22 protein-coding genes and 1 pseudogene are annotated in these 22,464 nt (G+C 69.0%); 10 read left to right on the forward strand and 13 right to left on the reverse strand.

Features of this window, described 5'->3' with window-relative positions:
- Positions 1–30: 30 nt before the first annotated feature.
- Together EV384_RS22355 and EV384_RS22360 are read left to right on the forward strand one after the other, a co-directional pair.
- Entirely contained in the window at positions 31–1,443 is a 1,413-nt protein-coding gene (locus tag EV384_RS22355; protein ID WP_130336260.1) for a GH1 family beta-glucosidase, read from the forward strand.
- A gap of 160 nt (positions 1,444–1,603) precedes the next feature.
- Positions 1,604–3,493 carry an RICIN domain-containing protein gene (locus EV384_RS22360; RefSeq protein ID WP_242624211.1) on the forward strand — a complete coding sequence of 630 codons (1,890 nt, stop codon included), beginning with the start codon at positions 1,604–1,606 and terminating at the stop codon, positions 3,491–3,493.
- Positions 3,494–3,532: 39 nt separating this feature from the next.
- On the opposite strand, the gene EV384_RS22365 is transcribed toward EV384_RS22360, so the two are convergent.
- Positions 3,533–4,795 (reverse strand): ROK family protein, encoded by a 1,263-nt coding sequence (locus tag EV384_RS22365; RefSeq protein ID WP_130336264.1) that lies wholly within the window; start codon positions 4,793–4,795, stop codon positions 3,533–3,535.
- Positions 4,796–5,243: 448 nt separating this feature from the next.
- On the opposite strand from EV384_RS22365, the gene EV384_RS22370 reads away from it, so the two are divergent.
- Positions 5,244–6,335, forward strand: coding sequence for an IS630 family transposase (locus EV384_RS22370; RefSeq protein WP_130336266.1), 1,092 nt, complete (start codon positions 5,244–5,246; stop codon positions 6,333–6,335).
- A gap of 274 nt (positions 6,336–6,609) precedes the next feature.
- Positions 6,610–6,900, forward strand: a pseudogene (locus tag EV384_RS37340) (ROK family protein); the annotation flags it as partial.
- A gap of 260 nt (positions 6,901–7,160) precedes the next feature.
- Here EV384_RS37340 and EV384_RS22380 read toward each other — a convergent pair.
- The 6 genes from EV384_RS22380 to EV384_RS22400 all read right to left on the reverse strand — a co-directional run bounded on the left by EV384_RS22380 (position 7,161) and on the right by EV384_RS22400 (position 12,483).
- Positions 7,161–8,249, reverse strand: coding sequence for a 3-keto-alpha-glucoside-1,2-lyase-like domain-containing protein (locus EV384_RS22380; RefSeq protein WP_207232411.1), 1,089 nt, complete (start codon positions 8,247–8,249; stop codon positions 7,161–7,163).
- Positions 8,250–8,260: 11 nt separating this feature from the next.
- A complete protein-coding gene (locus EV384_RS35495) occupies positions 8,261–8,488 on the reverse strand; it encodes a hypothetical protein (protein ID WP_207232412.1) in 228 nt (75 codons plus the stop codon).
- Between the two features lie 421 nt (positions 8,489–8,909).
- Positions 8,910–9,941, reverse strand: coding sequence for a ScyD/ScyE family protein (locus EV384_RS22385; protein WP_165440019.1), 1,032 nt, complete (start codon positions 9,939–9,941; stop codon positions 8,910–8,912).
- Between the two features lie 357 nt (positions 9,942–10,298).
- The gene (locus tag EV384_RS22390) at positions 10,299–10,754 is read right to left on the reverse strand and encodes a hypothetical protein (RefSeq protein WP_130336270.1); all 456 of its coding nucleotides are present in this window, start codon (positions 10,752–10,754) and stop codon (positions 10,299–10,301) included.
- A gap of 122 nt (positions 10,755–10,876) precedes the next feature.
- Positions 10,877–11,395: a GNAT family N-acetyltransferase gene (locus EV384_RS22395; RefSeq protein WP_207232413.1), complete on the reverse strand. Its 519-nt coding sequence runs from the start codon at positions 11,393–11,395 to the stop codon at positions 10,877–10,879.
- 227 nt (positions 11,396–11,622) lie between these two features.
- The gene (locus EV384_RS22400; RefSeq protein WP_130336272.1) at positions 11,623–12,483 is read right to left on the reverse strand and encodes an alpha/beta fold hydrolase; all 861 of its coding nucleotides are present in this window, start codon (positions 12,481–12,483) and stop codon (positions 11,623–11,625) included.
- An 89-nt stretch (positions 12,484–12,572) separates the two neighbouring features.
- On the opposite strand from EV384_RS22400, the gene EV384_RS22405 reads away from it, so the two are divergent.
- Entirely contained in the window at positions 12,573–13,178 is a 606-nt protein-coding gene (locus EV384_RS22405) for a TetR/AcrR family transcriptional regulator (RefSeq protein WP_130336274.1), read from the forward strand.
- A gap of 182 nt (positions 13,179–13,360) precedes the next feature.
- On the opposite strand, the gene EV384_RS22410 is transcribed toward EV384_RS22405, so the two are convergent.
- The gene (locus EV384_RS22410) at positions 13,361–13,954 is read right to left on the reverse strand and encodes a hypothetical protein (protein WP_130336276.1); all 594 of its coding nucleotides are present in this window, start codon (positions 13,952–13,954) and stop codon (positions 13,361–13,363) included.
- Positions 13,955–14,147: 193 nt separating this feature from the next.
- Entirely contained in the window at positions 14,148–15,062 is a 915-nt protein-coding gene (locus tag EV384_RS22415; protein ID WP_242624212.1) for an NAD(P)-dependent alcohol dehydrogenase, read from the reverse strand.
- Positions 15,063–15,332: 270 nt separating this feature from the next.
- Between EV384_RS22415 and EV384_RS36830 the strand changes: the two genes are divergently transcribed.
- The 3 genes from EV384_RS36830 to EV384_RS34980 all read left to right on the forward strand — a co-directional run bounded on the left by EV384_RS36830 (position 15,333) and on the right by EV384_RS34980 (position 16,899).
- The gene (locus EV384_RS36830; RefSeq protein WP_278045631.1) at positions 15,333–15,749 is read left to right on the forward strand and encodes an SMP-30/gluconolactonase/LRE family protein; all 417 of its coding nucleotides are present in this window, start codon (positions 15,333–15,335) and stop codon (positions 15,747–15,749) included.
- Positions 15,713–16,168: an SMP-30/gluconolactonase/LRE family protein gene (locus EV384_RS36835; protein WP_278045632.1), complete on the forward strand. Its 456-nt coding sequence runs from the start codon at positions 15,713–15,715 to the stop codon at positions 16,166–16,168. The genes EV384_RS36830 and EV384_RS36835 overlap by 37 nt, the downstream gene beginning before the upstream one ends.
- A 587-nt stretch (positions 16,169–16,755) precedes the next feature.
- Complete coding sequence (locus tag EV384_RS34980) at positions 16,756–16,899, forward strand: hypothetical protein (protein ID WP_165440020.1); 144 nt, start codon at positions 16,756–16,758, stop codon at positions 16,897–16,899.
- Positions 16,900–17,233: 334 nt separating this feature from the next.
- Here the strand turns inward: EV384_RS34980 and EV384_RS22430 are convergent, their stop codons facing one another.
- Complete coding sequence (locus EV384_RS22430; RefSeq protein WP_130336278.1) at positions 17,234–17,734, reverse strand: hypothetical protein; 501 nt, start codon at positions 17,732–17,734, stop codon at positions 17,234–17,236.
- Positions 17,735–18,004: 270 nt separating this feature from the next.
- Here EV384_RS22430 and EV384_RS35500 point away from each other — a divergent pair, with 270 nt between their 5' ends.
- Entirely contained in the window at positions 18,005–18,967 is a 963-nt protein-coding gene (locus EV384_RS35500; RefSeq protein WP_207232414.1) for a YunG family protein, read from the forward strand.
- Between the two features lie 96 nt (positions 18,968–19,063).
- Here EV384_RS35500 and EV384_RS22445 read toward each other — a convergent pair whose 3' ends face one another.
- On the reverse strand, positions 19,064–19,573 hold the full coding sequence (locus EV384_RS22445; protein WP_130336280.1) for a DUF1877 domain-containing protein: 510 nt from the start codon (positions 19,571–19,573) through the stop codon (positions 19,064–19,066).
- Positions 19,574–19,728: 155 nt separating this feature from the next.
- On the opposite strand from EV384_RS22445, the gene EV384_RS22450 reads away from it, so the two are divergent.
- A complete protein-coding gene (locus EV384_RS22450; protein ID WP_130336282.1) occupies positions 19,729–20,388 on the forward strand; it encodes an acVLRF1 family peptidyl-tRNA hydrolase in 660 nt (219 codons plus the stop codon).
- A gap of 162 nt (positions 20,389–20,550) precedes the next feature.
- Here EV384_RS22450 and EV384_RS22455 read toward each other — a convergent pair whose 3' ends face one another.
- Positions 20,551–21,039, reverse strand: a complete 489-nt coding sequence (locus EV384_RS22455; protein WP_130336284.1) for a hypothetical protein — start codon at positions 21,037–21,039, stop codon at positions 20,551–20,553.
- A 383-nt stretch (positions 21,040–21,422) separates the two neighbouring features.
- Positions 21,423–22,331 carry a TIGR01777 family oxidoreductase gene (locus EV384_RS22460; protein ID WP_130336286.1) on the reverse strand — a complete coding sequence of 303 codons (909 nt, stop codon included), beginning with the start codon at positions 22,329–22,331 and terminating at the stop codon, positions 21,423–21,425.
- Positions 22,332–22,464: the final 133 nt, after the last annotated feature.

A 22,464-nucleotide genomic window follows, 5' to 3' on the forward strand; every position in this document is an offset into this window, starting at 1 on the left:
GATCCCGATCCACCACCCGCAAGGAGAACCATGGACAGCGACCGCACCGCCCGGGCCACCACGGGGCAGGCCGACCCGATCGACACCCTCCCGCCGACCTTCCGCTGGGGCGTGGCGACCTCGTCGTACCAGATCGAGGGCGCGGTGGCCGAGGACGGCCGTACCCCGTCCATCTGGGACACCTTCTGCCGGATGCCCGGAGCGGTGGCCAACCGGGACAACGGCGACGTGGCCTGCGACCACTACCACCGGATGCCGCAGGACGTCGCGCTGATCGCGGACCTGGGCCTGGACACGTACCGCTTCTCGGTGGCCTGGCCGCGGGTGCAGCCCGGCGGGCGCGGGCCGGCCAACCCGGCCGGGCTGGCCTTCTACGACCGGCTCGTGGACGAGCTGCTCGGCCGCGGAGTCGACCCGTGGGTCACCCTCTACCACTGGGACCTGCCGCAGGAGCTGGAGGACGCCGGCGGCTGGCCGGTGCGGGACACCGCGTACCGGTTCGCCGACTACGCGGAGCTGGTCTTCGACGCTCTCGGCGACCGGGTGAAGACCTGGACCACGCTGAACGAGCCGTGGTGCTCGGCGATGCTCGGCTACGCCTACGGCGCCCACGCGCCGGGACGCCGGGACCTGGGCGACGCGATCGCCGCCGCGCACCACCTGCTGCTCGGGCACGGCCTGGCGGTGCAGCGGCTGCGGGCGGCGGCCAGTGGGCCGGTGGACCTGGGCATCACCGTCAACCTGGCCACCGCCGACCCGGCCACCGACAGCCCCGCGGACCGGGACGCGGCCCGGGCCGCCGACGGCCTGGGCAACCGCCTCTACCTCGACCCGCTGGTCCACGGCCGGTACCCGGAGGACGTGGTGGCCGACCTGGCGCGCCAGGGGGTGCGGATCCCGGTCGAGGAGGGCGACCTGGCGGGCATCTCCACGCCGTTCGACGTGCTCGGCGTCAACTTCTACTTCGGACAGCTCTTCTCCGGGGTGGACGAGCAGGGGCGCGAGCGGGACGCCGACGGCCGGCCGGTGCAGCGGGTGGTCCGGCGGGACCTGCCGCGCACCGCGATGGACTGGGAGATCGTCCCGGAGTCCTTCACCGAGCTGCTCGTCCGGCTCAGCCAGGACTACCCCGGCGTGCCGATGGTGATCACCGAGAACGGGGCGGCGTTCGAGGACCGGCCCGACGCCGACGGTTTCGTCGCCGACGACGACCGGGTGGCGTACCTGACCGAGCACCTGCGGGCGGTGGCCCGGGCCCGGCTGGCCGGGGCGGACGTCCGCGGCTACTTCGCCTGGTCGCTGCTGGACAACTTCGAGTGGGCCTACGGCTACGACAAGCGGTTCGGCATCGTGCGGGTCGACTACGACACCCAGCGGCGCACCCCGAAGCGCAGCGCGCTCTGGTACCGCGACACGGTCCGGCGGGTGCGCGGGGAGCGGTGACCACCGCGAGGTGGCCGCGCGGAACAGCTCCCGGGCGGCCACCTCGCCGTGCCCGCGGGCCCCCGCCCGAGAGCTTTTTTCATGCCTTGACATAAGCACTTCACGAGTGTTCTCTCAGTCATGGACATCGATGTGATGACTGACCCCGAAGGGAGCACCCGTGCACCCCCCACCCCCCACCACCCGCCGCACGGCGGCCCGCGCCGCCCTGGCGCTCTGCCTCGTCGCCGGCACCGTCGCCCTCGCCCCGCCGGCGGCACACGCCGCCGGCGAGGCCGTCAACGTCTGGCTCACCACCACCTCGGACGCCGGCGGCCGGACCGTCACCCGGGGTCTGCAACTGCAGAGCCCGCTGAGCTTCACCCCCACCAGCGCGACCGCCACGCACACGATCACCGTCGACGAGAACGCCCGCTACCAGCAGTTCGAGGGGGCCGGCGCGTCGATCACCGACACCACCGCGTACCTGCTTCGCGGTGGGCCGGTCAGCGCCGCCACCCGCGACGAGGTGATGCGCAAGCTGTTCAGCCCGACCGACGGCATCGGGCTGTCGTTCGTACGCAACCCGATCGGCGCGTCCGACCTGTCCCGGCCCGGCAACGTCTCGCTCGACGACACCTGCTGCGACCTGAACGACTTCGGGGCGAACGGCTACGACACCAACGTCGAGCTGCTCACCGCGCAGGCCCGGCAGCTGAACCCGGGGCTGCGGGTGATGGTGGTGCCCTGGAGCGCGCCCGGCTGGATGAAGGACAACGGCCGGATGGACCAGATGGGCTGGCTGAAGTACCAGTACTACGCCACCTACGCCCAGTACTTCGTCAAGACCATCCAGGCGTATGCGGCCCGCGGCGTCAAGGTCGACTACCTGTCGGTGCAGAACGAGCCGAACTGCTGCCAGGCGGGCAACCCGACCGCCATGGACTACCCGGGCATGAGCTGGAACTCCTCCGGCCTGGTCGAGCTGACCAAGAACTTCGTCTACCCGGCGTTCCGGGCCGCCGGCATCACCACCAAGGTCCTGGTGCACGACTGGAACTACGGCGACTACGGCACCATCGGCTCCGGGCTGCTCGCCGACGGGGTGGTCCGCACCGACCCGCTCTTCGGCGGCATCGCCTGGCACGGCTACTGGGGCGACCCGGCCGTCGGCAGCCAGGTCCACGGCCAGTACCCGGCGGTGCCGCAGTTCAGTACCGAGCACTCCGGCGGTACCTGGATCGGCAACCAGCACAACGAGGACATGGTCGACATCGTGAACTACGCCCGGAACTGGAGCCGGAGCGCGGTCAAGTGGAGCCTCGCGGTCAACCAGTTCATGGGCCCGCACAACGGCGGCTGCGGCACCTGCACCGGCCTGATCACCGTGCAGGAGGGCGGCGCCCGCGCCGGGCAGGTCGACTACACGGTCGAGTACTACACCACCGGGCACCTGACGAAGTTCGTCCGGCCCGGGGCGTACCGGATCGACTCCACCGCCAACGGCACGGTGCAGAACGTCGCCTGGCGCAACCCGGACGGGTCCAAGGCGCTGATCGCGCACAACGGCGGCACCTCCGCCCAGTCGGTGAAGGTGGTCTGGGGCGGCCAGTCGTTCACCTACACCTTGCCCGCCCGAACGACGGCCACCTTCACCTGGTCGGGCACCCCGTCCGGCGGCGGCACCCCGACCGGCACGATCACCGGACTCGGCGGCAAGTGCCTGGACGTCACCGACAACAGCACCGCCGACGGCACCCCGGTGCAGATCTGGACCTGCTTCGGCGGGCCGAACCAGCAGTGGACCCGGGCCGCCGACGGGACGCTCCGCTCGCTGGGCAAGTGCCTCGACGTCTCCGGCGGCGGCACCGCCGACGGCACGAAGGTCCAGCTGTGGACCTGCAACGGCACCGCCGCCCAGCAGTGGGTGTGGACCGCCGGGCGGGACCTGGTGAACCCGCAGGCGAACAAGTGCCTCGACGTCACCGGCAACGCCTCCGCCGACGGCACGAAGGTGCAGATCTGGTCCTGCACGGGCGGCGCCAACCAGAAGTGGACCCTGCCCGCGTGAGCGGACGCCGGGCCGGCGCGGTGTCGCCGGCCCGGCGGCTCAGCGGGCGCGCGAGCGGGGGCGGCGGGCCGGGCGCGGCGGCGTCGTGGTCACCCGGGCGACCGGGCCGCGGGGCACACCGCCGTCGCGCAGCAGCCGGGCCATCGGCAGGGTGGCCGCGCCCATCGCGACCGCGTCCGGTCCGAGCTGGCACAGCTCGATCGAGGTCTGCGCGTACGGCTGGCGCAGCGCGTGCCGCGCGGTGGCCTCGCGGATCTGCGGCAGGTACCGCTCCCCCAGCGCCAGTCCGGCCCAACCGCCCAGCACCACCCGCTCCGGATTGAAGAGGTTGACCAGCGTCGCCACGCCCGCGCCGAGGTAGCCGACCGTCTCGTCGAGCACCTTCTCGGCGGTCCGGGTCGAGGAGCGCAGCAGCTCGCCGAAGGCGCTCTCCTCGTCGCCGCCGACCGCCGGGCGACCCCGGTTGGCCTGCCGGAACCGATCGAGGACCCCCTCCGCCCCGACGTACGCCTCCAGGCAGCCGAGGTTGCCGCAGCGGCAACGGCGACCGCCGTACACGATCGTGGTGTGGCCCCACTCGCCGGCGCTGCTGTGCGCGCCCCGGTAGCCGACCCCGTCGGCCACCACGCTCGCCCCGATCCCGGAGCCGACCAGGGCGATGACGGCGTGCCGGGCGCCCCGGCCGGCGCCGAACCACATCTCGGCCTGGCCGAGAGTCTTCGCGCCGTTGTCGATGTGCACCGGGATGTCGGTGCCGGCGCGCAGCATGGCGCCCAGCGGCACCCCGTCCCAGCCGAGGGTCTGGGCGTGCACGACGGCGTCGGCGGTCCGCTCCACCGTCCCGGAGACCGCCACGCCGAAGCCGAGCACCGAGGCCGGGTCGACGCCGGCCTGCTCGACGACCGCGCCCAGCCCGTCCAGCAGGTGGGCGGCCACGGCGTGCGGGTCCGGCTCGGCCGCGGCGATGGGGTACTCCGCCTTCGCCAGTGCGGTCATCGCCAGGTCGAAGAGCTCGACCTGGACCCGGGTCTCGCCGACGTCGGCGCCGACCAGGTAGCCGTAGCCGGGGGCGACCCGCAGCAGCACCCGGGGGCGGCCGCCGTCGGAATCGACCGAGCCGGCCTCCTCGACGATCCCCTCACTGATCATCTCGCCGACCAGGTTGCTCACGCTGGCCAGGCTCAGCGCGGTGCTCTGCCCCAGCTCGTAGCGGCTGAGCGGGCCGTCGAGCCAGATCCGGGTGAGCAGCACCGAACGGTTCGCGCGGCGCATGTCGCGCACGGTGGTGCGTCTGGCGTCCATCTCCGCCCACCTCTCCCCTGTCACCACCCGCGCCGGCCCGGATGCGTCACCCCAGATTAATGCCATGAACCAAGCAGCGAAGAAGGCGCCGGCCGGGTGGCCCTGGCCGCGCTGCCCTGACGGGGCCGACGCGTCATCGGCCGCCCGGCTCCGGTCCGGTCCAGCCGGCCGTGATCAGGTCCTGGTCACCGTCGCAGCGGTCGACGTAGCCGAGCAGGCACGCCAGAACGGCAGCCCGGCTGGCTTACGCTGAGTATGATCGTCTCGCCGGCCTGAGCGGGCCGCGCCCGGCCGACGGCGGCGACCGCCACCTGACCGCCACGGGGTGGCAGAAGCCAACATCATCCCTACGACATTTTCCCACCCCGACCAACCCGGCCGACGTTAGTGGACACGGCACTAGTGCGGTGCGCCAGAAATTCGCCTGATAAGTGGGTATGGTGGTGGGATGCCGAGGACTGGGCGTCCCACCCCGCCGCTGACGTTGACCGATGAAGAACGTGCGACATTGACCCGATGGTCGCGGCGGGCGAAGACGGCGCAGGTCCTCGCGATGCGCTCCCGGATCATTCTGGCCTGCGCCGATGGCGGCTCGAACACTGATGTGGCAACGGCACTGGGTGTTCATCTGTCCACGGTGGGGAAATGGCGTCGCCGATTTTTGAAGCTGCGGCTGGACGGACTGATCGACGAGCCGCGGCCGGGTCGTCCTCCGTCCATCGGTTTGGACCGGGTCGAAGAGGTCGTCGTCGCCACCTTGGAGCAGACGCCACGTAACGCCACCCACTGGTCGCGTACCTCCATGGCGGAGGAGTCCGGACTGTCGAAGTCCACCGTCGGACGGATCTGGCGGGACTTCGGCCTCAAGCCGCATCTGGCCGACACGTTCAAGCTCTCCACGGATCCGCAGTTCATCGAGAAGGTCGTCGACGTGGTCGGGCTCTACCACAACCCGCCCGAACGGGCCGTGGTGCTCTGCGTGGATGAGAAGTCGCAGATCCAGGCCCTGGACCGGTCCCAGCCGGTGCTGCCGATGATGCCCGGCATGCCCGAACGCCGCACCCACGACTACGCCCGCAACGGCATCACCAGCCTGTTCGCCGCGTTCAACATCGCCGACGGCACCGTCATCGGCGAACTGCACCGCCAGCACCGCGCGACCGAGTTCAAGAAGTTCCTGGCCACGATCGACAAAGCCGTGCCAGCCGATCTGGACGTGCACCTGGTCTGCGACAACTACGGCACCCACAAGACCCCCGCCGTGCGGGCGTGGCTGGCCCGCCATCCCCGCTTCCACATGCACTTCACACCGACCGGTTCCTCCTGGATCAACCAGGTCGAACGCTGGTTCGGCTACCTCACAGAGCAGAAGATCCGCCGCGGCGCCCACAAGAGCGTTCACAGCCTGGAAGCCGACATCCGCACCTGGATCGCAGACTGGAACACCAACCCCAGGCCCTTCACCTGGACCAAGACCGCCGAGGAGATTCTCGAATCACTCGCACGATTTTGTAGGCGGATTTCTAGCGCAGCACACTAGCAGTCTGACGTGCGCTGGCGTGCCCGCCGTCACGTCCAGGAGGTCACCGCCGTTGCCGCCCGGCTGCCGGCTGGTGGGTGTTCTGGGAAGCAGAAATACCCCTCGAAAAGGTCCGCGAATGGGTCGACCGGGGTGACCGGCACGCGCCGTGGCATCTCGCGTGCTCGCTGGAGGCTCAGGGGGCGACCGGCGCGGCCGGCGACCTCGGGCACATCCTGGCCCCGCACGCGGGCGACGTGCTCTGCCGCTGCGGCAACAGCGGGCGCTGGAGGCCGTGGCCAGCGGCCCCGCCATCGCCGCGAAGTTCCGCGCCGTCGGCCTCGACGCGACGAACGCCGCCGACGTGGTGGCCCTTGTGCGGGCCGGCAGCCCGGTCGCGGGCCAAGCCGTGCGGCAGGCCGGCCGGGACATCGGCGAGGTGCTCGCTGCGGGCGTCAGCCTGTTCAACCCGTCGCTGATCGTGGTCGGCCGGGCGCTCGCGCAGGCTGGCGAGATGCTGCTGACGGGCGTGCTGGAGCCGATCTACCGTCGCTCGCTGCCGCTGGCCACCGAGCGCCTGCATATCGTCACCTCACAGGCCGGCGCGAACGCGGGCGTCATCGGCGCCGCGACGATGGTCGTCCAGCATGCCTCTCCCCCACCGCACTGGATCGCGAGCTGGCCTGAACCATTCGTCGTGAGCGCTCACCCGACACTCACCTCGCTGACGAGGACGGCGCTCAAGTCGGCACCTGCGTGCCCTGTTCAGTGGGGCCGAGGCTCTGCTGCGGACGGCTGGGCCGGCAAACCGGTACCCGGCCGTCCGCGTTCTGACCGCTGGCGAAGCTACCGGTCCAGCGGCTCGATCCAGATGTTGCGGTACTGGACCGGATTGCCGTGGTCCTGCAGTCGGATGGCACCCGTCGCCGGGCCCTCGGGCCGGCTGCCGCCAGTCGGGCCGAGGATCTCGACGTCGTCGTGCACCCTGACGCCGTTCCACACCACGGTGACGCGGGGGTTGTCGACCTTGTTGCCGGCGGCGTCGTAGCGGGCCTGCCGGTAGACGATGTCGTACGTCTGCCAGGTCTGCGGCGCCAGCGCCGCGTTCACGTCGGGGGCCTTCTGGGTGTAGATGGCCGCGGCGTCGTTGGTCTGCGGCGGGTCGATGCCGAAGGAGTCCAGCACCTGGATCTCGTAGCGATCCTGCAGGTACACCCCACTGTTGGCGCGCGCCTGGCCGGTCACGTCCGGCGGGTACAGCGGCAGGTTGAACTCCACGTGCAGCCGGAAGTCGCCGAAGGCCTGCACCGTGCGCAGGTCCCCGTTGCGCACCGTCATGGCGCCGTCGGCGATCGCCCACTCCGGTTCGCGCCCGTCGCTGTGCTGCCACTCGGTGAGCGCGCCACCGTTGAACAGCGTGATGCGCTTGCCGTGCGGCCGGACGGCGAGCACGTCCAGGTTCACGTGCCCGGAGTCCGCAGCCTCCTTGCGGTACTCGACCACGTTGCGACCCTTGTTCAGGCGCGCGGTGGTGGTGACGGTGCCCCACTCTTCCCAGGTCACGGTGGAGGGGAAGACCGTCTGCTCGACCCGTTCACCGTTGACGTACAGGCTCAGCTGCTTCTCGCCCAAGTATGGGTTCGGGCCGTTGCTGTAGCGCATCGCCAGGTCGTACGTCCCGGCCTCGCGGACATCGACGGAGATTCTGGTCGACGAGCCCTCCTGGGCGAACCCGGCGGCGAAGCCGGCGCCGGAGTAGGCGGCGTGGTCGGTCGCCATGCCGACGCCGGCCGTACGGCCCTCCTCGGCCTCGAAGAAGGTTTGCGGCTGCACCACCCGGCCCGGGATCTCGTTGAGCGTGTACCAGGCCTCAGTGTTCCACAGCTCCTCGCCGCCGGAGGAAGAGAACGGACGCGGGGAGCGCACGTGCACCACGCGGTTCTGCTTCAGGCCCGGGATCTGGACTTGACGGTGCGGCCGTCGGCCGACAGCTCGGCATTGGTCACCTTGAGCGTCTCCAGCTCGAGCTTGGGACCGCCGTACTGGCTCGTCGCGCCGTAGCGCCACTGCGTCACCTGGTACGAGTCGGCGAGTTCCTGCGCGGTCTCGGCCGACAGCGGCTTGGTGTACTCCAGCTCGAACCCGACGTGGCGCTGCGTCTCGGCACTGACCACGCGCCCCGGGTCGGCCGGCTCGTGCTGGCGTCGGTGAGCTCCACCAGGGGGCGTGTACCCGGGGCTGCTCGACGGCACTCAGGATCTGCAGCCCGAACACCTGCACGGCTCCGAGTTCCACGAGCAGTACCTGCGCACCGCGCCCGACCCCGGGCGGCTGGCCCAACCTGGTCCGCGCCTAGCTCCATCGTCGAGCCGCTGCCCAGCCGGCGGCCGCGGCGCCGGACAGCGCCGCGGCCGTCGACTTCAGGACCGACTCAGCGCCCCGGTACGCCATTCCCAGTCCGAGTCGGCGTCGAAGTTGAATTGGCAGGGCGTGGGATACGAGACCCCGCCGCACGGTGTGCGGCGGGGTCTGCTCACGCGCCGCTGCCGCCACGATCCAGTCAGCAGCAAGGCGTCGAGTGCTGGGGCGACGACCTCAGGGCGTGAAGGTCACCACCGACCCGTTACCGAAGGCATCGACGGTTGCGTACAGCCTTCCGTTGGCCCACTCGAGTGCGGCCGGGGTCGGCACTTCTGCAAACGGCTCAGCACCGCCAGCAGAGACGGTGGAGATGCGATTGCCGAACATCTCCGCGACGTAGATGGTGCCGTCGGGAGCGACGGCGAGGTTCGTCGCGGTGAGGAAGCCCCCGGCGACCTCCGCGACGTGACCGGTGGCGAGGTTGACCGAGTAGACCGAGCCGCGGGCGCCGAGGCTCGGATCCTCCGGGCCGCCGGGCAGGCTCGACACGTAGAGCAGACCGTCCGGACCGAGCTCGACATCCGTGGGTACCGGCTCGAAGTTGTAGGTCTTGCCGACGGTGCATTCGGGCAGCCCGATGCCGGCAGCAACCTCTGCGGTGACTACGAACGGCTGGGGCGGCAGCACCGCGACCGTGCTGATTCTGCCGTTGGGTGCGACGCGGACGATATCGTTACCTGCCGCATCGCCGACGATGCGCGACCCGTCCGGCAGGATCGCGACGGAGTACGGGTGGGACTCGACAATCCCGGGGTAGGGATCGCCGCCGATTTCCACCGGCACCTGCTCCGCGCACCCCGGTGCGAGCCCCTGGAAGCCATAGCTGTTGACCTGGTCCGGGTTGACGGTTGCCTCATACTCGCCGACATCGCCGAGAGCCCGTACCTTCCCGCTGGCCAGAACGCGCCTCACCTCGGCGAAGAATCCGTCCTCACTCTCACCACTGGTGGTGAAGGTCACCGTTCCCGGCCCGTCCGCGGCAACACCCGCGATCTCCGCGCCGGGCGTCGACACGAGGTCGGTCGTACCCTTCTTTCCCACCGCCGTCAGCTTCCCCGCGAAGGACTGGGAGACGTAGACCGTCCCGTCACTACCCACCGCCAGCTGGAGCGGCCCGGCCAGACCGTCGACGATCGGGGCGGATGCGGTTGCGGCCGCCGCGGGCGTCGCCGAAGGCAACACCAACGCCATGGCCGCGACGGCCACGACGGCCGCGTGTGAACGTCTTCGTACCATGCTTGACCCCCTGTTGGACATGCTTGTCCCCCTGTGGCGCGCCCATCGCGCCGGGCAATTGTCACTGCACATAGGACCTGCCGTTCCGCATCGGTCACCATTCAGACAGCGCCGACCTCAAGGACGACCGCAAGGAGGGGTACGACGCCGTCGGCGAGGTGCCTGTAGCTGGCCAACTAGGGCGGCGGCGACGGCTGTTCGGGTGGGCGCCCGCGGGCGCGGGCCGCGTGGAAGATGGCGATTCCGGCTAATTGGCGGCGCCCCAAGGGGCTCCGCCAGGGCGTCGAGTAAGAGGCGTCGCGATCATCGACGATGATTCGATCGATGTCATCCCACCGGGTGCCCGTCTCCCCCGTCGCGACCGCGGTGTCCAGCGACCAGCGAGCAACGAGGGCTCGAGTACAGCGTGTCGTCGTCAAGGGCTAGCTCGTCGGCGAGGAAACGCTGAGGACCGAAGAGCAGCACGTAGAGCGCCACCCAGGGCACCACCACCCAAATCGTCAGGCGCGCGAGCAAGTACGTTGCCGCCGGCAGCCGGCGAAGCCGCTGGCGAATTTCATCCAGACTCAGGTCCGGACGCACAACAGGCACGCCCAGCGTTTCTTCACACAACCGCTGCACGACCAACCTGGAGCGCCGGCGTCGGCGCAGGAGCCGATACGCCAACCCGGGCAGCGACACCCTCGGCCTCGTGTGGGCTCGCCCCTCCGCGACGACCAGCGCACAACGGCGAACCCGCTCCCTGGCCGCGTCATAGAACTCGGGCCCACCGAGGTGGATCATCGAAAAGAGGATGAACGGGGAGGTGTCTCCCGGCACGCCAAGCGGATGACCGCACTGCGCACATCCATGCCGGTGACCTGGATGATCTGCACCGCGACCCCTGACTGACCGCTGCACGCCAATCATTTCGCCGCGGGGATTTCCTCCAGCGGTAGCTTTAGGACCTGCTCGTGGTTGAACATCTGTCCTGTGGGTTGGAAGCCGTACCGCTGGTAGAAGCCCATCGGCGAGCCCTCTCCCGGGACCACGCTCGTCACCAACACATCCGCGCCCGGGCGGGTCTTCACATACGCGACCACACAGTCCAGGGCCGCGCGACCGTAGCCGCGGCCTTGGAAACGCGCGTCGATCAGCAGCCGCCAGAGGTAGTAGCGCCAAGGAATGTGGGGACTACCAGGGGGAACGTCATCGCCGAGCATCACGAAGCCCACCGGGGCCTCTCCCGAGTAGACGGCCCGGTACCACGGATTGGCGTGCGGAGTGGCTGCTGCTTCGACAAGCGATTGCCCGACGCCGTCAACGAAGGCCTCTTGCCCCGCCGCTACTCGCAAGCCCTCGATAGACACACGAGTGCTCTCCGTGATCACATGCAACGTCACCGGTTCAGACGCCTCAGACGAGCGACGGTCCGCCGAGTTCATGACCTCATCATCGCGCAATCGCACCCTGCGATGAGACCACCGACCGACTCACATCCCACGGCTGAACATCCTCAATTCGGCAAGACCGAGCGCCGGGCGCCACCGCTGCTCCGTCACGTACCGTGACGCCCGGTCGGCGGCAGATCCGGATGCCCGGTCTCGCAGCGTCTGAAGCGACGCGCATCAATGGCAGCGCTCGGTCATCGTGGACTGCCGTGAGGTGGATGTCAGCGCGGCATCCGGGCGATCACGTCGTCCCAGATCTCCTCGGGCCAGTCGTGGCCCACGCCGGGGTATTCCACGAACTCCGCGCCGGGGATTTGGGCGGCCAGGTCGCGGCCCCCGCTCGGCTTGATGAGCGGATCGTCGGCGCCCGAGACGACCAGGGTGGGCGCGGTGATGCCGGAGAGCGGCGGCAGCTTCACGGCCCGGCCGGCGGCGAGGTGCCGCTGGGTTGTGCGCGGATCGCGGGGCGCGCGGCTGTGGCTGAGCGTCGCCGCCTCGCGGACCCACTCCTCAGGGAACGGGTACCCGGGCGAGGCCAGCGCTCGGTAGATCGCGATCAGGTTGTCGATCTCCTGCTCGGGCGTGGTCGCCTTCGGTAGCTTGCGGAACTCGCGGAAGGTGCCGAACTTGAGATAGCGCAGGGTCTGCAGAACTCCCGCGGTGGCCGGACTGCTCATACAGAGCGTGAGGCCGCGGACCCGCTCGGGGTGCAGCAGCGCCATGGCCTGCGCGATTGCCGACGTGCCGCCCAGCACGTGCGCGTTGGCCCAGCCGAGCGCGTCCATCACCGCCAGCCCGTCGGCGGCCATGTCGGCGATCGTGTAGAGGGGGCGGGTGCCGCCGAGTAGCGCACGCCACGGGCTGCCGCCCGCTGGCTGCGGGTAGTGCGTGGACAGGCCGGTGTCCCGGTTGTCGTAGCGGGCCACGCGGTAGCCCGCCTCGACCAGGCGCTCGCAGAACGCGTCGGGCCACCAGACCATCTGATAGTCCAGCCCCAGGACCAGCAGCAGCGGCTCGCCAGCCGTGCCGAAGGTCTCGTAAGCGATCCTGGCGTCCCCGTTCACGGCGTACTCGATACCCACGTCTGCCTCCCCGGATTTTGTAATGCGATCGCATGATAACGTTCCGCGGTCTCCGATGGCAATGCGCTCGCATGAGATAAGTTCGGTGCGTGCCGAAGCAGGTCAACCACGAGCAGCGTCGCCGCCTCCTGACCGAGGCGGTCTTCGCAGTCATCAGCACGCGCGGGTTCGAGGCGGTGAGCCTGCGTGACGTCGCCGTGCAGGCCGGCGTGTCGATGGGCACTGTGCAGCACTATTTCCCCACCAAGCGGCAGATGCTGTTGTTTGCGCTGTCTCATATGCGCGAACGCGTGCTGGTCCGGCTCCAGGCCGCCGTCACCGCGCTGCGTGAGCCCACCCGCCGCGACCTGATCCGTGCCGCTACCGCGGTGATGCTCCCGGTCGACCCGGCTGGCCGCGAAGAGGCGTGCGTGAACATCGCATTCTTTTCTGCAGCGACTGTCACACCGGCGTATGCCGAGCAGCTTCGCGACGGATACGGACGCATCCTGACGGTGTCGGTCGCCAACTTCCGCGAGGCGTCTCGGTTGGACGAATTGCGCGACGGAGTCGATCCCGATGTGGAGGCTCCCGCGCTCTACTTCCTCACCCAGGGCCTGGTTGGGCCGATTCTCGTCGGCCTGTACAGCCCGGACGAGGCACTGGCCCTCGTTGATGCTCAGCTCGACCGCGTGTTTCGTCCGACATCATCGTGAACGGATCATGGGCTGAGGCTCGCTCTTGAACGCTGGTTGAAGTCGCAGGAACATGCCCAAGATCGGACATCCGCTCATCGGCACGTCCGGATGCATGCACGAGTGAGCTGGATACCTTGCGTGACGAGCGCTTCGCGGCAGTTGAGGATGCTCGTCGTGACGGGGGTCCCGGCCCCAGTTGCTTAGCTGTCGAACCAAACAACCAGCCGTACGTTGTCGTCGCCATTCTGCTCGGCAAGATCGCGCATGGTGTCCAACAGCGCGCGCAGCTGCGGGTCGGTACGCAGCACGTCGCCGTGGGAAAGGCGCTCCACCCGCCACATTCGGCCGGCGGCACGCCATTCGGTTCCCTCCGGGTAGCTGCTGCCCCGGGGATCGGCGTGCTCGCCGGCCACCGCGCGCCAGGCTCGCCCGTGGTGGCCGGCCTTGCCGTTGAAGAGCGGCCCTTCGCTTGTCAGCTTGTACTCATGGATCCGGTCGTCCACGCGGGGCGCTCGCGCCCTCCAATCGATGCAGGCCAGCTGCGTCCATGCCACCCAGGTGTGACCGTGGTCGCTGTCTGCAAGCTGGAGACCAAGCAGGTCCGCACTGGCGTTTTCCGGCAGGCCACGGCCGGGCGCGACGGGTTCGAACCCGGCGTAGTTCCGTACGCCGAACAGCAGCCCGAAGGCGTCGTAGTGGCGAGGTAGGGCATCCAAACTGACGTCGGCCAGCATCCAGGGTGAACCCGGACCGTGCGGCCGGATCTCCACCCCGCCAGCGATATCGGTACCCACGTCAGCTCGCCTTTCGTCCGCGGTGGCGAGAACCGTGCCCAGCGCAGAGGTATCCCACAGTCGGCCACGCGAGGACGATACGCAAAGCCCCGGCGATCGCACTCTTCTCGGCAGGCTTGCGCATCAAGTGCCACCGCACGTTCCCTCACGTACCGTGACAACCCGGTCGGCGGCAGATGTGCGCAGTCGCTGGTCAGTTGACGGTCACGACGACCTTGCCGAGGGCGCGTCCGTTACCCACGTGGGCCAACGCCTCGGGCACCTCGTCGAGCGTGAAGGTGCGGTCGATGTGGATGGCGAGGTCGCCCGTGGCGCAGAGGTCGGCCACCGGTTCGAAGTGCGTCGGCCCTTCCTTGACGGCGAGCACGCCCAGCCGGCGGTGCGTGAGCCGGCCGGCCACCGCGCCGATCGTCAGTACGCGCAGCAGCGCCGAGACCGATCCGCCGACGCACCGGTAACGGCCGCCGGCGGCCAGTGCCCGGCGGTAGGCGAACACCGACCGGTGCGCGACCAGATCGAGGATGAGGTCGTACGGGCCGCTGCGGGTGAAGTCCTGGCTGCGGTAGTCGATCACCTCGTCGGCGCCGACCGACCGCATGAAGTCGAGCTTGCCCGCGTTGTCGACGCCGGTCACCTGGGCGCCGAGTCGCTTGGCGAGCTGGATCGCGAATGAGCCCGACCCTCCGCCAGCACCGTTGATCAGGACCCGCTTCCCGGCTGCGGCGCCCTCAGTTCCCTGCCACGCGATCACGCCCGCCTGCGGAATCGCCGACGCCTCGGCAAAGGTCAGTGCCGCGGGCTTGCGGGCCAGCACCGACTCGGGAGCGATCGTGTACTCGGCGAAACCGCCCTTGAGCATGAGGTTGTCGCCGTACACCTCGTCACCGGGTCGGAACCGGGTGACGGCCGGGCCCACCGCATCGACCCATCCGGCGATGTCCGAGCCGAGGGTCCGGCGTGCCGGGGAGCGCAGCCCACCAATGCGCGAATACAGTGGCGAGCCTTGGAGGGTCTCCCAATCGCTCAGATTGACCGAGGTCGCCGCAATCTTGACGAGCACCTGCCGGGCAGCGGGACAGGGCTTGGGGACGTTCTCGATCCGCAACACGTCAGGAGGCCCGTACCGGTCGTACACGACCGCTCTCATCCGCGTACCCCTAGCCCTTGGTGGAAGTAGGCCAGCCGCAGTACCCGAGGCGTCCAGGGCCAGCAGGCTACGCCTTTGGTAGCACACAGAGACGAACGGCTGACCCACAAGGAGGCTGCCGGCGACGGCGGAGTAGGTGCCCGGGGGCTCGGGTGGTGGCCGGTCGAGAACGAGCGATGAGTTCCGGTGCCGAGTCGTGTCTACTCCAGTGTTGAGCGGAGGGAGAACGTGATGAGCGAAGCTGAAGTCCTGATGGAAGGCATCGTTTTCGGGGAGTCACCGCGCTGGCACGACGGGCGAGTCTGGTTCTCCGACTGGGGCGCCAACCAGGTGATCGCGCTTGACGCCGACGGCAGCCAGGAGGTGGTGGCAACCGTCGCGTCGTTTCCGATGTGCATCGATTTCCTGCCGGACGGGCGGCTGCTCGTCGTGGACTCGGCACAGCGTCGGTTGCTGCGCCGTGAGCCGGACGGGTCGCTGGTCGAGCATGCCGACCTGTCCGCGGTCTCGGACAAGCCGTGGAACGACATCGTGGTCGACGACCGGGGCAACGCCTATGTCAACAGCATCGTTTCGACTTTCCCGGGGGGGAGTTCGTACCGGGGCTGGTCGTGCTTGTCACCCCCGAGGGTGACGTCGAGCAGGTAGCCGACGACCTCGCGTTCCCCAACGGCATGGCGATCAGCCCGGACGGCGCGACCCTGGTCGTTGCCGAGTCGTACGCAAACCGGCTTACTGCCTACGACATCGGCGGCGAGGGGGTCCTCAGCAATCGACACGTGTGGGCAGAGACTCCCGCCGACCACCCCGACGGAATCTGCATGGACGCCGAGAGCGCCGTCTGGTGCGCCGACGTCGGCAACCAGCGCTGTGTTCGGGTACGCGAGGGCGGCGAGGTGCTGGCCACCGTCGGCTTTGATCGCGGCGCCTTCGCCTGCGCGCTCGGCCGCGGGCGGGACCCGCGGTTGTTCGTCGTCGGCCAGACGTGGGGTGGATCGGAGCCGTCGCAACCTAGCGGGAGGCTGGTGGCGTTCCCGGCGCCCGCACCGGGAGCCGGGAGACCTTGACCCGGCCAGGTCCGGCGCAGGTCCGGCATGGCGCTGCCACCCTTGGGCCCATGTTGAGCCAGCCCTTTCGCTGACACGCCCGAGCCGCCGTACGTTGCGGTGATCTTCACTTCCACTCGCTCGGATGGCGACCACGGGATATGCGGCGATGGTCGCGTCCATGGAGGCCCTCGCCACGGAACAACCCGGGTTCTTGGGCATCGAGTCTGCGAGGGGACGGCCTAGGGATCACAGAGTCCTACTGGACGGATCAAGTGGCGGCGCGCGGCTGGAAGCAGGTGGCCGCGCATTTGGTCGCTCAGCGACGAGGCGGCGAAGTTTGGTACGAGGACTACCGCGTACGAGTGGCTACGGTTGAGCGCGAGTACAATATGGGATCATCGTCGACCGATAGTGACCCTCTGATTGCGGTAGAAGCTGGTTCCGCTTGTTCTGGGTGCTATCCGAGCGGTGCAACGCGGAGATCACGGGTCCCTCGGTGCTGGTCACGGCGCCTGGCTGTAGTGGATCGCCGAGGGTGGCACCGGCTCCTTCTACGAGCCCCTGCGCTGGCCCGGCTGGCGAAAGAAGCGGGTCTACCCGTTTCTGTGGTCACACGAAGCGCACCAGGACCTCGCTGGCACCTGCCGCCGGCCGACGCCCTGGCCGAGCTGTTCTCGTTGCAGGACGAGTTCACTGCCTGGCTCGCCGCGGAACCGGACACCACGGCGATGCACATCCCGGTCGTGTGACGCGGCCAGCGTCAGCACCCACAGCTTGATCCCAACAATGCACTCTCAGCAACGATTGACACTCATCGGGAGCGCCCGGACGCTCTGCCGCAGCGACGAACTACTGAGAGCCACGCCCGCTCGGCGGCAGATCCGGATGTTCGTCGGACGCTTCGCTACCGCATCCCCCGTGGCCAGCGCATCTTCTACGTCGGTCCGATGGGGCACCGCGCCGGGCCATCTGGCGTGATGAGGGCGCACTACCAGCGGTATGAGCGTGCGATGTGGGCGCGGCAAGGGGGCATGGCCATCGCCGGAGCGGGGAACTCCGTCGATGGCTGTGGTATGCGAGCGATCAGCCGGTCACCGGTCGCGGTGCCCGTCTGGCACGCCTCTGCCGTAGTCGCGCACGCCACCACCATGGTTCCAGCGGGAGCATGCCGAGCATGAAGGCGCCCAAGAACGCGGCGAGGAATCCGGCAGGGGTCTTCCACCCTTGGGTGTCGGTCTCCTGATAGATCTGGGCGAGGCTTCCGGTGTCGCGTGCTCGTACCGTGTCACCGATCGTGCCCCCGGGTGGCAAGCCTCCGTCAAGTTCCATGTGCCGCCGAACCACCGTGCCGTCGTCGCTGACGAAGTCACCGAACCAGCCGCATCGGTGCCGTGGTGGCGGATTGTGGTCGCAGGACAGGGGTTCCGTGAGGGTGAATGTGCCGGTGTGACCGCTGCGGTGCGCTGCTTGCCATGCTGATATGAGCATCACCGTTGACCCGCAGGCACCGCAGCCGCCGATGATCACCCATGCGATCGCAATGACGATCAGCAGCGGGGGGCTCGGAGGGGGCGGCTTACTCATGTGCGCACCGTAGGCGCTCGTCACCTGTGCCAGCAGTCACCACGGCGACTAATCCTGGGATACCGGCCCCGTGCCGATCCCCTACTGCCGTCGACCGAACATCCTCAACTCGGCACGTCCGGACGGCATCCAGGCCAGCTCGGCGTGACGCTGCATAGGGCGCGGATTGCGGCAGATGAGCGCGCCCGCTAGTGGCGCCGTTCGGCCGGTCAGGACCCGAGGCGGGGTATTTCTTGACTCTCGACCCGGTCGAGGGCTGACCCTTCCTGGGTGACGTCTGAAGAGCGCGACCAACGATCAGTCCCTCTCGCGATTGACCTGGAGATGCTGCGGCCGGTACTGCGCGCCGGCTGGGGAGCGGATACCTGCGACCCGCACGATGTGCAGGATTGGCACGCCGGCAACGCAGCCCGTGGTCAATGCGGGGTGACTGCCTTGATCATTCAGGACCTGCTCGGCGGAGAGCTGATCCTCGGCGAGGTCCTCGCCGGAGACGCCAAGGTCGGCTACCACTACTGGAATCGATTGGCCGACGGCCCCGAGGTCGACCTGACGGCTGACCAGTTCCAGCCACCGGAAGTCGTTGTCGGCGGTCAAGTTCAGCAACGCCCGCCGGGCCCACCTCTGCGATGCCGCCAGCAGTACGAGATCCTGCGGGACCGCGTCTTCGCAGCCCTCTACGGCGGCAATCCACGCAACAGTGACGGCCGGCCAACAGGCCGAGCGCGCGAACGGCGGCAGATCAGTACGCCGGCCACCGTTCGGCACGCCATGGCGTCGGCTTACGACGGGGGGCACAATGCGCCTGTGTCGATCTCCGCGGAAGGCTCTCCCAAGGCTCGCATCGTCACGGCGTTGCTGCGCGACGACAACCGGGTACTGCTATGTCACCGATCTCCCCAGCGCCGTTGGTATCCCGACGTTTGGGACCTGCCCGGTGGGCACGTGGAACCCGGGGAGTTGCCTGGCGCGGCACTTGCTCGAGAGGTTCGAGAGGAACTGGGCATCGACATCGCGGCGCCGTCGGGTCCGCCCGTGCAAGAAGTTCGTGCCGACACGTTCGACATGCAGATCTGGCTGATCGAAGCGTGGACGGGGTCTCCGGTCAACGTCGCGCCGGACGAACACGATGCCATCGCGTGGTTCACCGAAGATGCGCTTGGAGAACTATCCCTGGCTCATGACAGCTACCTTGCGATGTTCAACAAGGTTCTTGGCGAGCACCGAGCCTGACCACGACTGGACACGCGCTCATCGGCAGAGTCGGGCGGTAGCGCGCGGTCGGCGGCATGAGGGTGCGTTGACCCGACCGCGGCAAATCCGGTGGGCTCAGTCCCACCAGAGGGCAACCGCGAGCCGCCGCCGCGCCGCATGTGCGTAAAAGTCGCGCAGCGCGGCGAGATGCCGATGCAGGTATGGCCGTGGGTGGCCGTCGAACTCGCGCATTCCGATGCTCAGCAGTGCACACGCGGCATCCTCCGACAGGGCGGCCAGCACCGCCTCCGGCTCGACCTGTCCGAGCAACGTCCCAACATCAGCAACGACGTCAGGTTCGAGCGCCGTCACCGGATGCTCCCACACCGTGTCTTCGCCGTCGCGGTACGCCGGATTGATCTCTGCGTCGCCGTCGAGCCCGCGTTGTAGCGCGACAACAATCGACGTGCTGACCTGCGTTAGTTCGAAGGCGCGGAGAAGCGGGTTCGGTGCCCAATCGAGGTCCAGGTAGTCCGACGAGGGAAGGAGCTCGAACGAACAGAGCTTGTTCAACTCCTCGACGGAGCTGCGGCACGCGGCAAGCTGCCCGGGCGAGAGTCGTGCCAGTTGCTGCGTTACGGCCACGCCTTGGAGTTTCCCAAACCGTGGATCGCCACTGCCCCGCCGGACGTACTCATCTCGGCAGAACCGGGCATCAGCTGGGCTGTGTTCGATGGCGCGACCCGCTTCATGTGAGCATGGTGGGTGCAGGCCGGCCGTTCCCGATAGGTGGTGTTCACGTGGTGAAGGCGCGACCCGCCGCGGGTGGCGGGCGGTGGGTGGAGATCTCACCGGAGCGGATTCGTGGTTGGCTCGACGGCTTCTACAGCCGCCACGACGGCGCCACCGAGCAGGGCCTCGTGTTGACCGGCGTGAGCAACGGTGATACCGCCACGCTGTATCCGCCGCCGGGGCTTGCCGACGCGAAGGATGTCGACACGCTGCTGGCCCGCATCATCCGACCGCCCCGGATCGCCGTGCTGCTGGCCCGTAAGGGCGCGGTTGCCGCCGGTGTCGCGGACGGTACGACCATCACCGTCTCCAAGGTCGAGCGCTTCTATGTGCAGGGTCGCACCGCGGCCGGCGGTTCCTCGCAGCAGCGCTACGCACGTCGCCGCGCCAACCAGGCCCAGGCTGCTACTCAGCGGGCTGCGGACATCGCCGCGCAGATCATGCTGCCCCATGCGCCCGGTGTTATCGCCGACCCTCACGATGCAGTCAGTGCCCTGGTCTGTGGCGGCGACCGGTCGATGATCGACGCGGTGCTGACAGACCGGCGTCTGTCGCCACTGGCGCTACTGCGTCATCCACACCTGCTCGAATCCGCCGAGCCCCGTCTGGCCGTCTTGGAGGATGCGGCGGTTACGGCCAGACGGATCCGCGTCCATCTGATGCCGTGACCACGATCAGGTCCAGCAGGTCGACGACGACGCGACCAGGATGATGTGCGACAGCCCAACAGTGCCGGACCTGTACGCGATGTCCCGTAACCCGCCCGCTCTGCGGCAGATGCGGATGTCATACCGACGCGGTCCGGCGGCGATGCAAAGATCTCCGGATGGTCATAGAGCCGGTCCCCATGTAAAGCAACAGCGCAGAACCGACCGGACGCTGAGCAGCCCTATGGCGGTCACCGAGATCGCGACCATCGGGAGGCTCACGAACAAGATCGAGGCGAACACCATGCCGGGGTCGGTCCCCTTGAGCCCCCTAGTGTCGACGTATACCCAGACGATGGCCGCCACCCACGCGAATACCATCGCCGCGTTGACCGCCACCGAGCCGCACCAGGCCCCTCTTCGTCCGGGCGCCAGGCGAGCAGCCGACATTACGGCAAGGCCGCTAAGCGACAGTCCTCCGACGATGAACCACAGGTCGCTCCAGTACATCGGACGGGCCATGGGCCCGATCAACACGATCACGTCGAATAACGCCGCGAAGCCGACTGGTACCGCCTGAAGGAACGTGATTGCCCTGGCCACCTGAGCCTGCCACGGCATCGACCACCCACTCCGACCGCTCATAGATCTATCTATGGTGGTGGAAGTCACGCCGCCATCGCGGCGTGGTAACAGGGTGACGTTAGTCGATCTGGTAAGACGATGGGGTTAGTTTGATCGTAACGTCGTCATACGCCGGATCGTGTAAGCGGGGCCGCGGACCTGGCCGACACCTTCGTCGCGGCCGCACCCGACGGGCAACGAGCCACCTGCGGCATTTGTGTATGTCTTTTCGGAGCGGCCGGTACAGTCCTGCACTGTCATCGGCACGTCCGGACGCCTTCCCTAGCTGCCAGCTGGCTGCACTCCGTGACGCGCGGGTCGCGGCAGATCAGTGCACCAGGTGTGGGTTACGAGCCGGTGCCTTGGGGTCGTGCCCGCCCCGGCCCGGGCGGAGTCAGGCGATTGCTTGCCGGAACCCCGGCAGCGCCGGGCTACGGCCGGTTGCCGAGCAGGCTCTGCAGGGCCGGGACCAGGTGGGGATAGGCGAAGGTGTACCCCGCGTCGAGCAGCCGTGACGGGATGCAGCGGCGGCCAGTGAGGGCGAGTGCCGCATCGGTGCGCAGCAGCATCGCGCCCAGACGCACGAGCGGGGCCGGCGTCGGTGGTACTGGGGGACGGTGCAACACCTGGCGCAGGGCCGCCATCAGCTCAGCGTTGCGGACCGGGTGCGGGCTGGTGGCGTGCACCACGCCGACCATGGTCACGTCGTCGAGGGATCGACGCACGATTGCGAGCAGATCGGCGATGTGCAGCCAGCTCACCCACTGCCGCCCGGAGCCGACCCGCCCGCCCAAACCCCAGCGGGTCAGACCGGCCAGCCGGTCCAGCGCGGGAGTGTCACGGTCTAGGACCACACCCGTACGTAGGACCACCTGCCGCCCGGCCGGCTGCTCCGCTGCGGCCTGCTCCCAAGCTCGGGCGACGCCGGCCATCTGCGCCGGGCCGTCGGCCGCCGGAGCGTTCTCGTCCAGGACAGCGTCACCGCCGTCCCCGTAGATCGCCAGCGTGCTCGCCTGGACCCACACCGTCGGCGGCTCATCCAGACCCGCCGCGGCGCAGGCCAACGCGCGAGTGGGCTGGACGCGGGAACGGGTCAGCAGCTCGACGTTGGCCGCCGTCGGCCGGCGGTCGACGAGCTCGCCAGCAAGGTTCACCACCGCGGCGCCCGCCAACTCGGCCGCCCACGAACCCACCGTGGCGCCATCCCAGAACACCTGCCGGTACGGCCACCCCGGCCGAACGGACCGGGTCAGCACCACCACCTCGTCGCCCCGCGTAGTCAGGTCGGCCGCGATGCGCCGACCTAGGGCACCTGATCCACCCGCTAGTACAACCTTCACAACCTCGTCCCCTCCCGCTCTTCCGTGTCATGATCCCCGACCAGCACCCAACCAGAAGCTCGGCAAGGCCTCCGCCTGGTGGCCCACCCGCCGTCGCGGTCCGACCAGCCGGCCGCCGGCGATCGGAACGCAC

The sequence above is a fragment of the Micromonospora kangleipakensis genome, assembly GCF_004217615.1.
Classification (GTDB): Bacteria; Actinomycetota; Actinomycetes; order Mycobacteriales; family Micromonosporaceae; genus Micromonospora; species Micromonospora kangleipakensis.

Bases quoted from the DNA above. Each gene is read 5' to 3' on its own strand.
- EV384_RS22355 (WP_130336260.1), top strand. From the start codon at position 31: ATGGACAGCGACCGCACCGCCCGGGCCACCACGGGGCAGGCCGACCCG.
- EV384_RS22365 (WP_130336264.1), bottom strand. From the start codon at position 4,795: ATGGACGCCAGACGCACCACCGTGCGCGACATGCGCCGCGCGAACCGT.
- EV384_RS22370 (WP_130336266.1), top strand. From the start codon at position 5,244: ATGCCGAGGACTGGGCGTCCCACCCCGCCGCTGACGTTGACCGATGAA.
- EV384_RS22390 (WP_130336270.1), bottom strand. From the start codon at position 10,754: ATGATCCACCTCGGTGGGCCCGAGTTCTATGACGCGGCCAGGGAGCGG.
- EV384_RS22395 (WP_207232413.1), bottom strand. From the start codon at position 11,395: ATGAACTCGGCGGACCGTCGCTCGTCTGAGGCGTCTGAACCGGTGACG.
- EV384_RS36830 (WP_278045631.1), top strand. From the start codon at position 15,333: ATGAGCGAAGCTGAAGTCCTGATGGAAGGCATCGTTTTCGGGGAGTCA.
- EV384_RS22430 (WP_130336278.1), bottom strand. From the start codon at position 17,734: ATGAGTAAGCCGCCCCCTCCGAGCCCCCCGCTGCTGATCGTCATTGCG.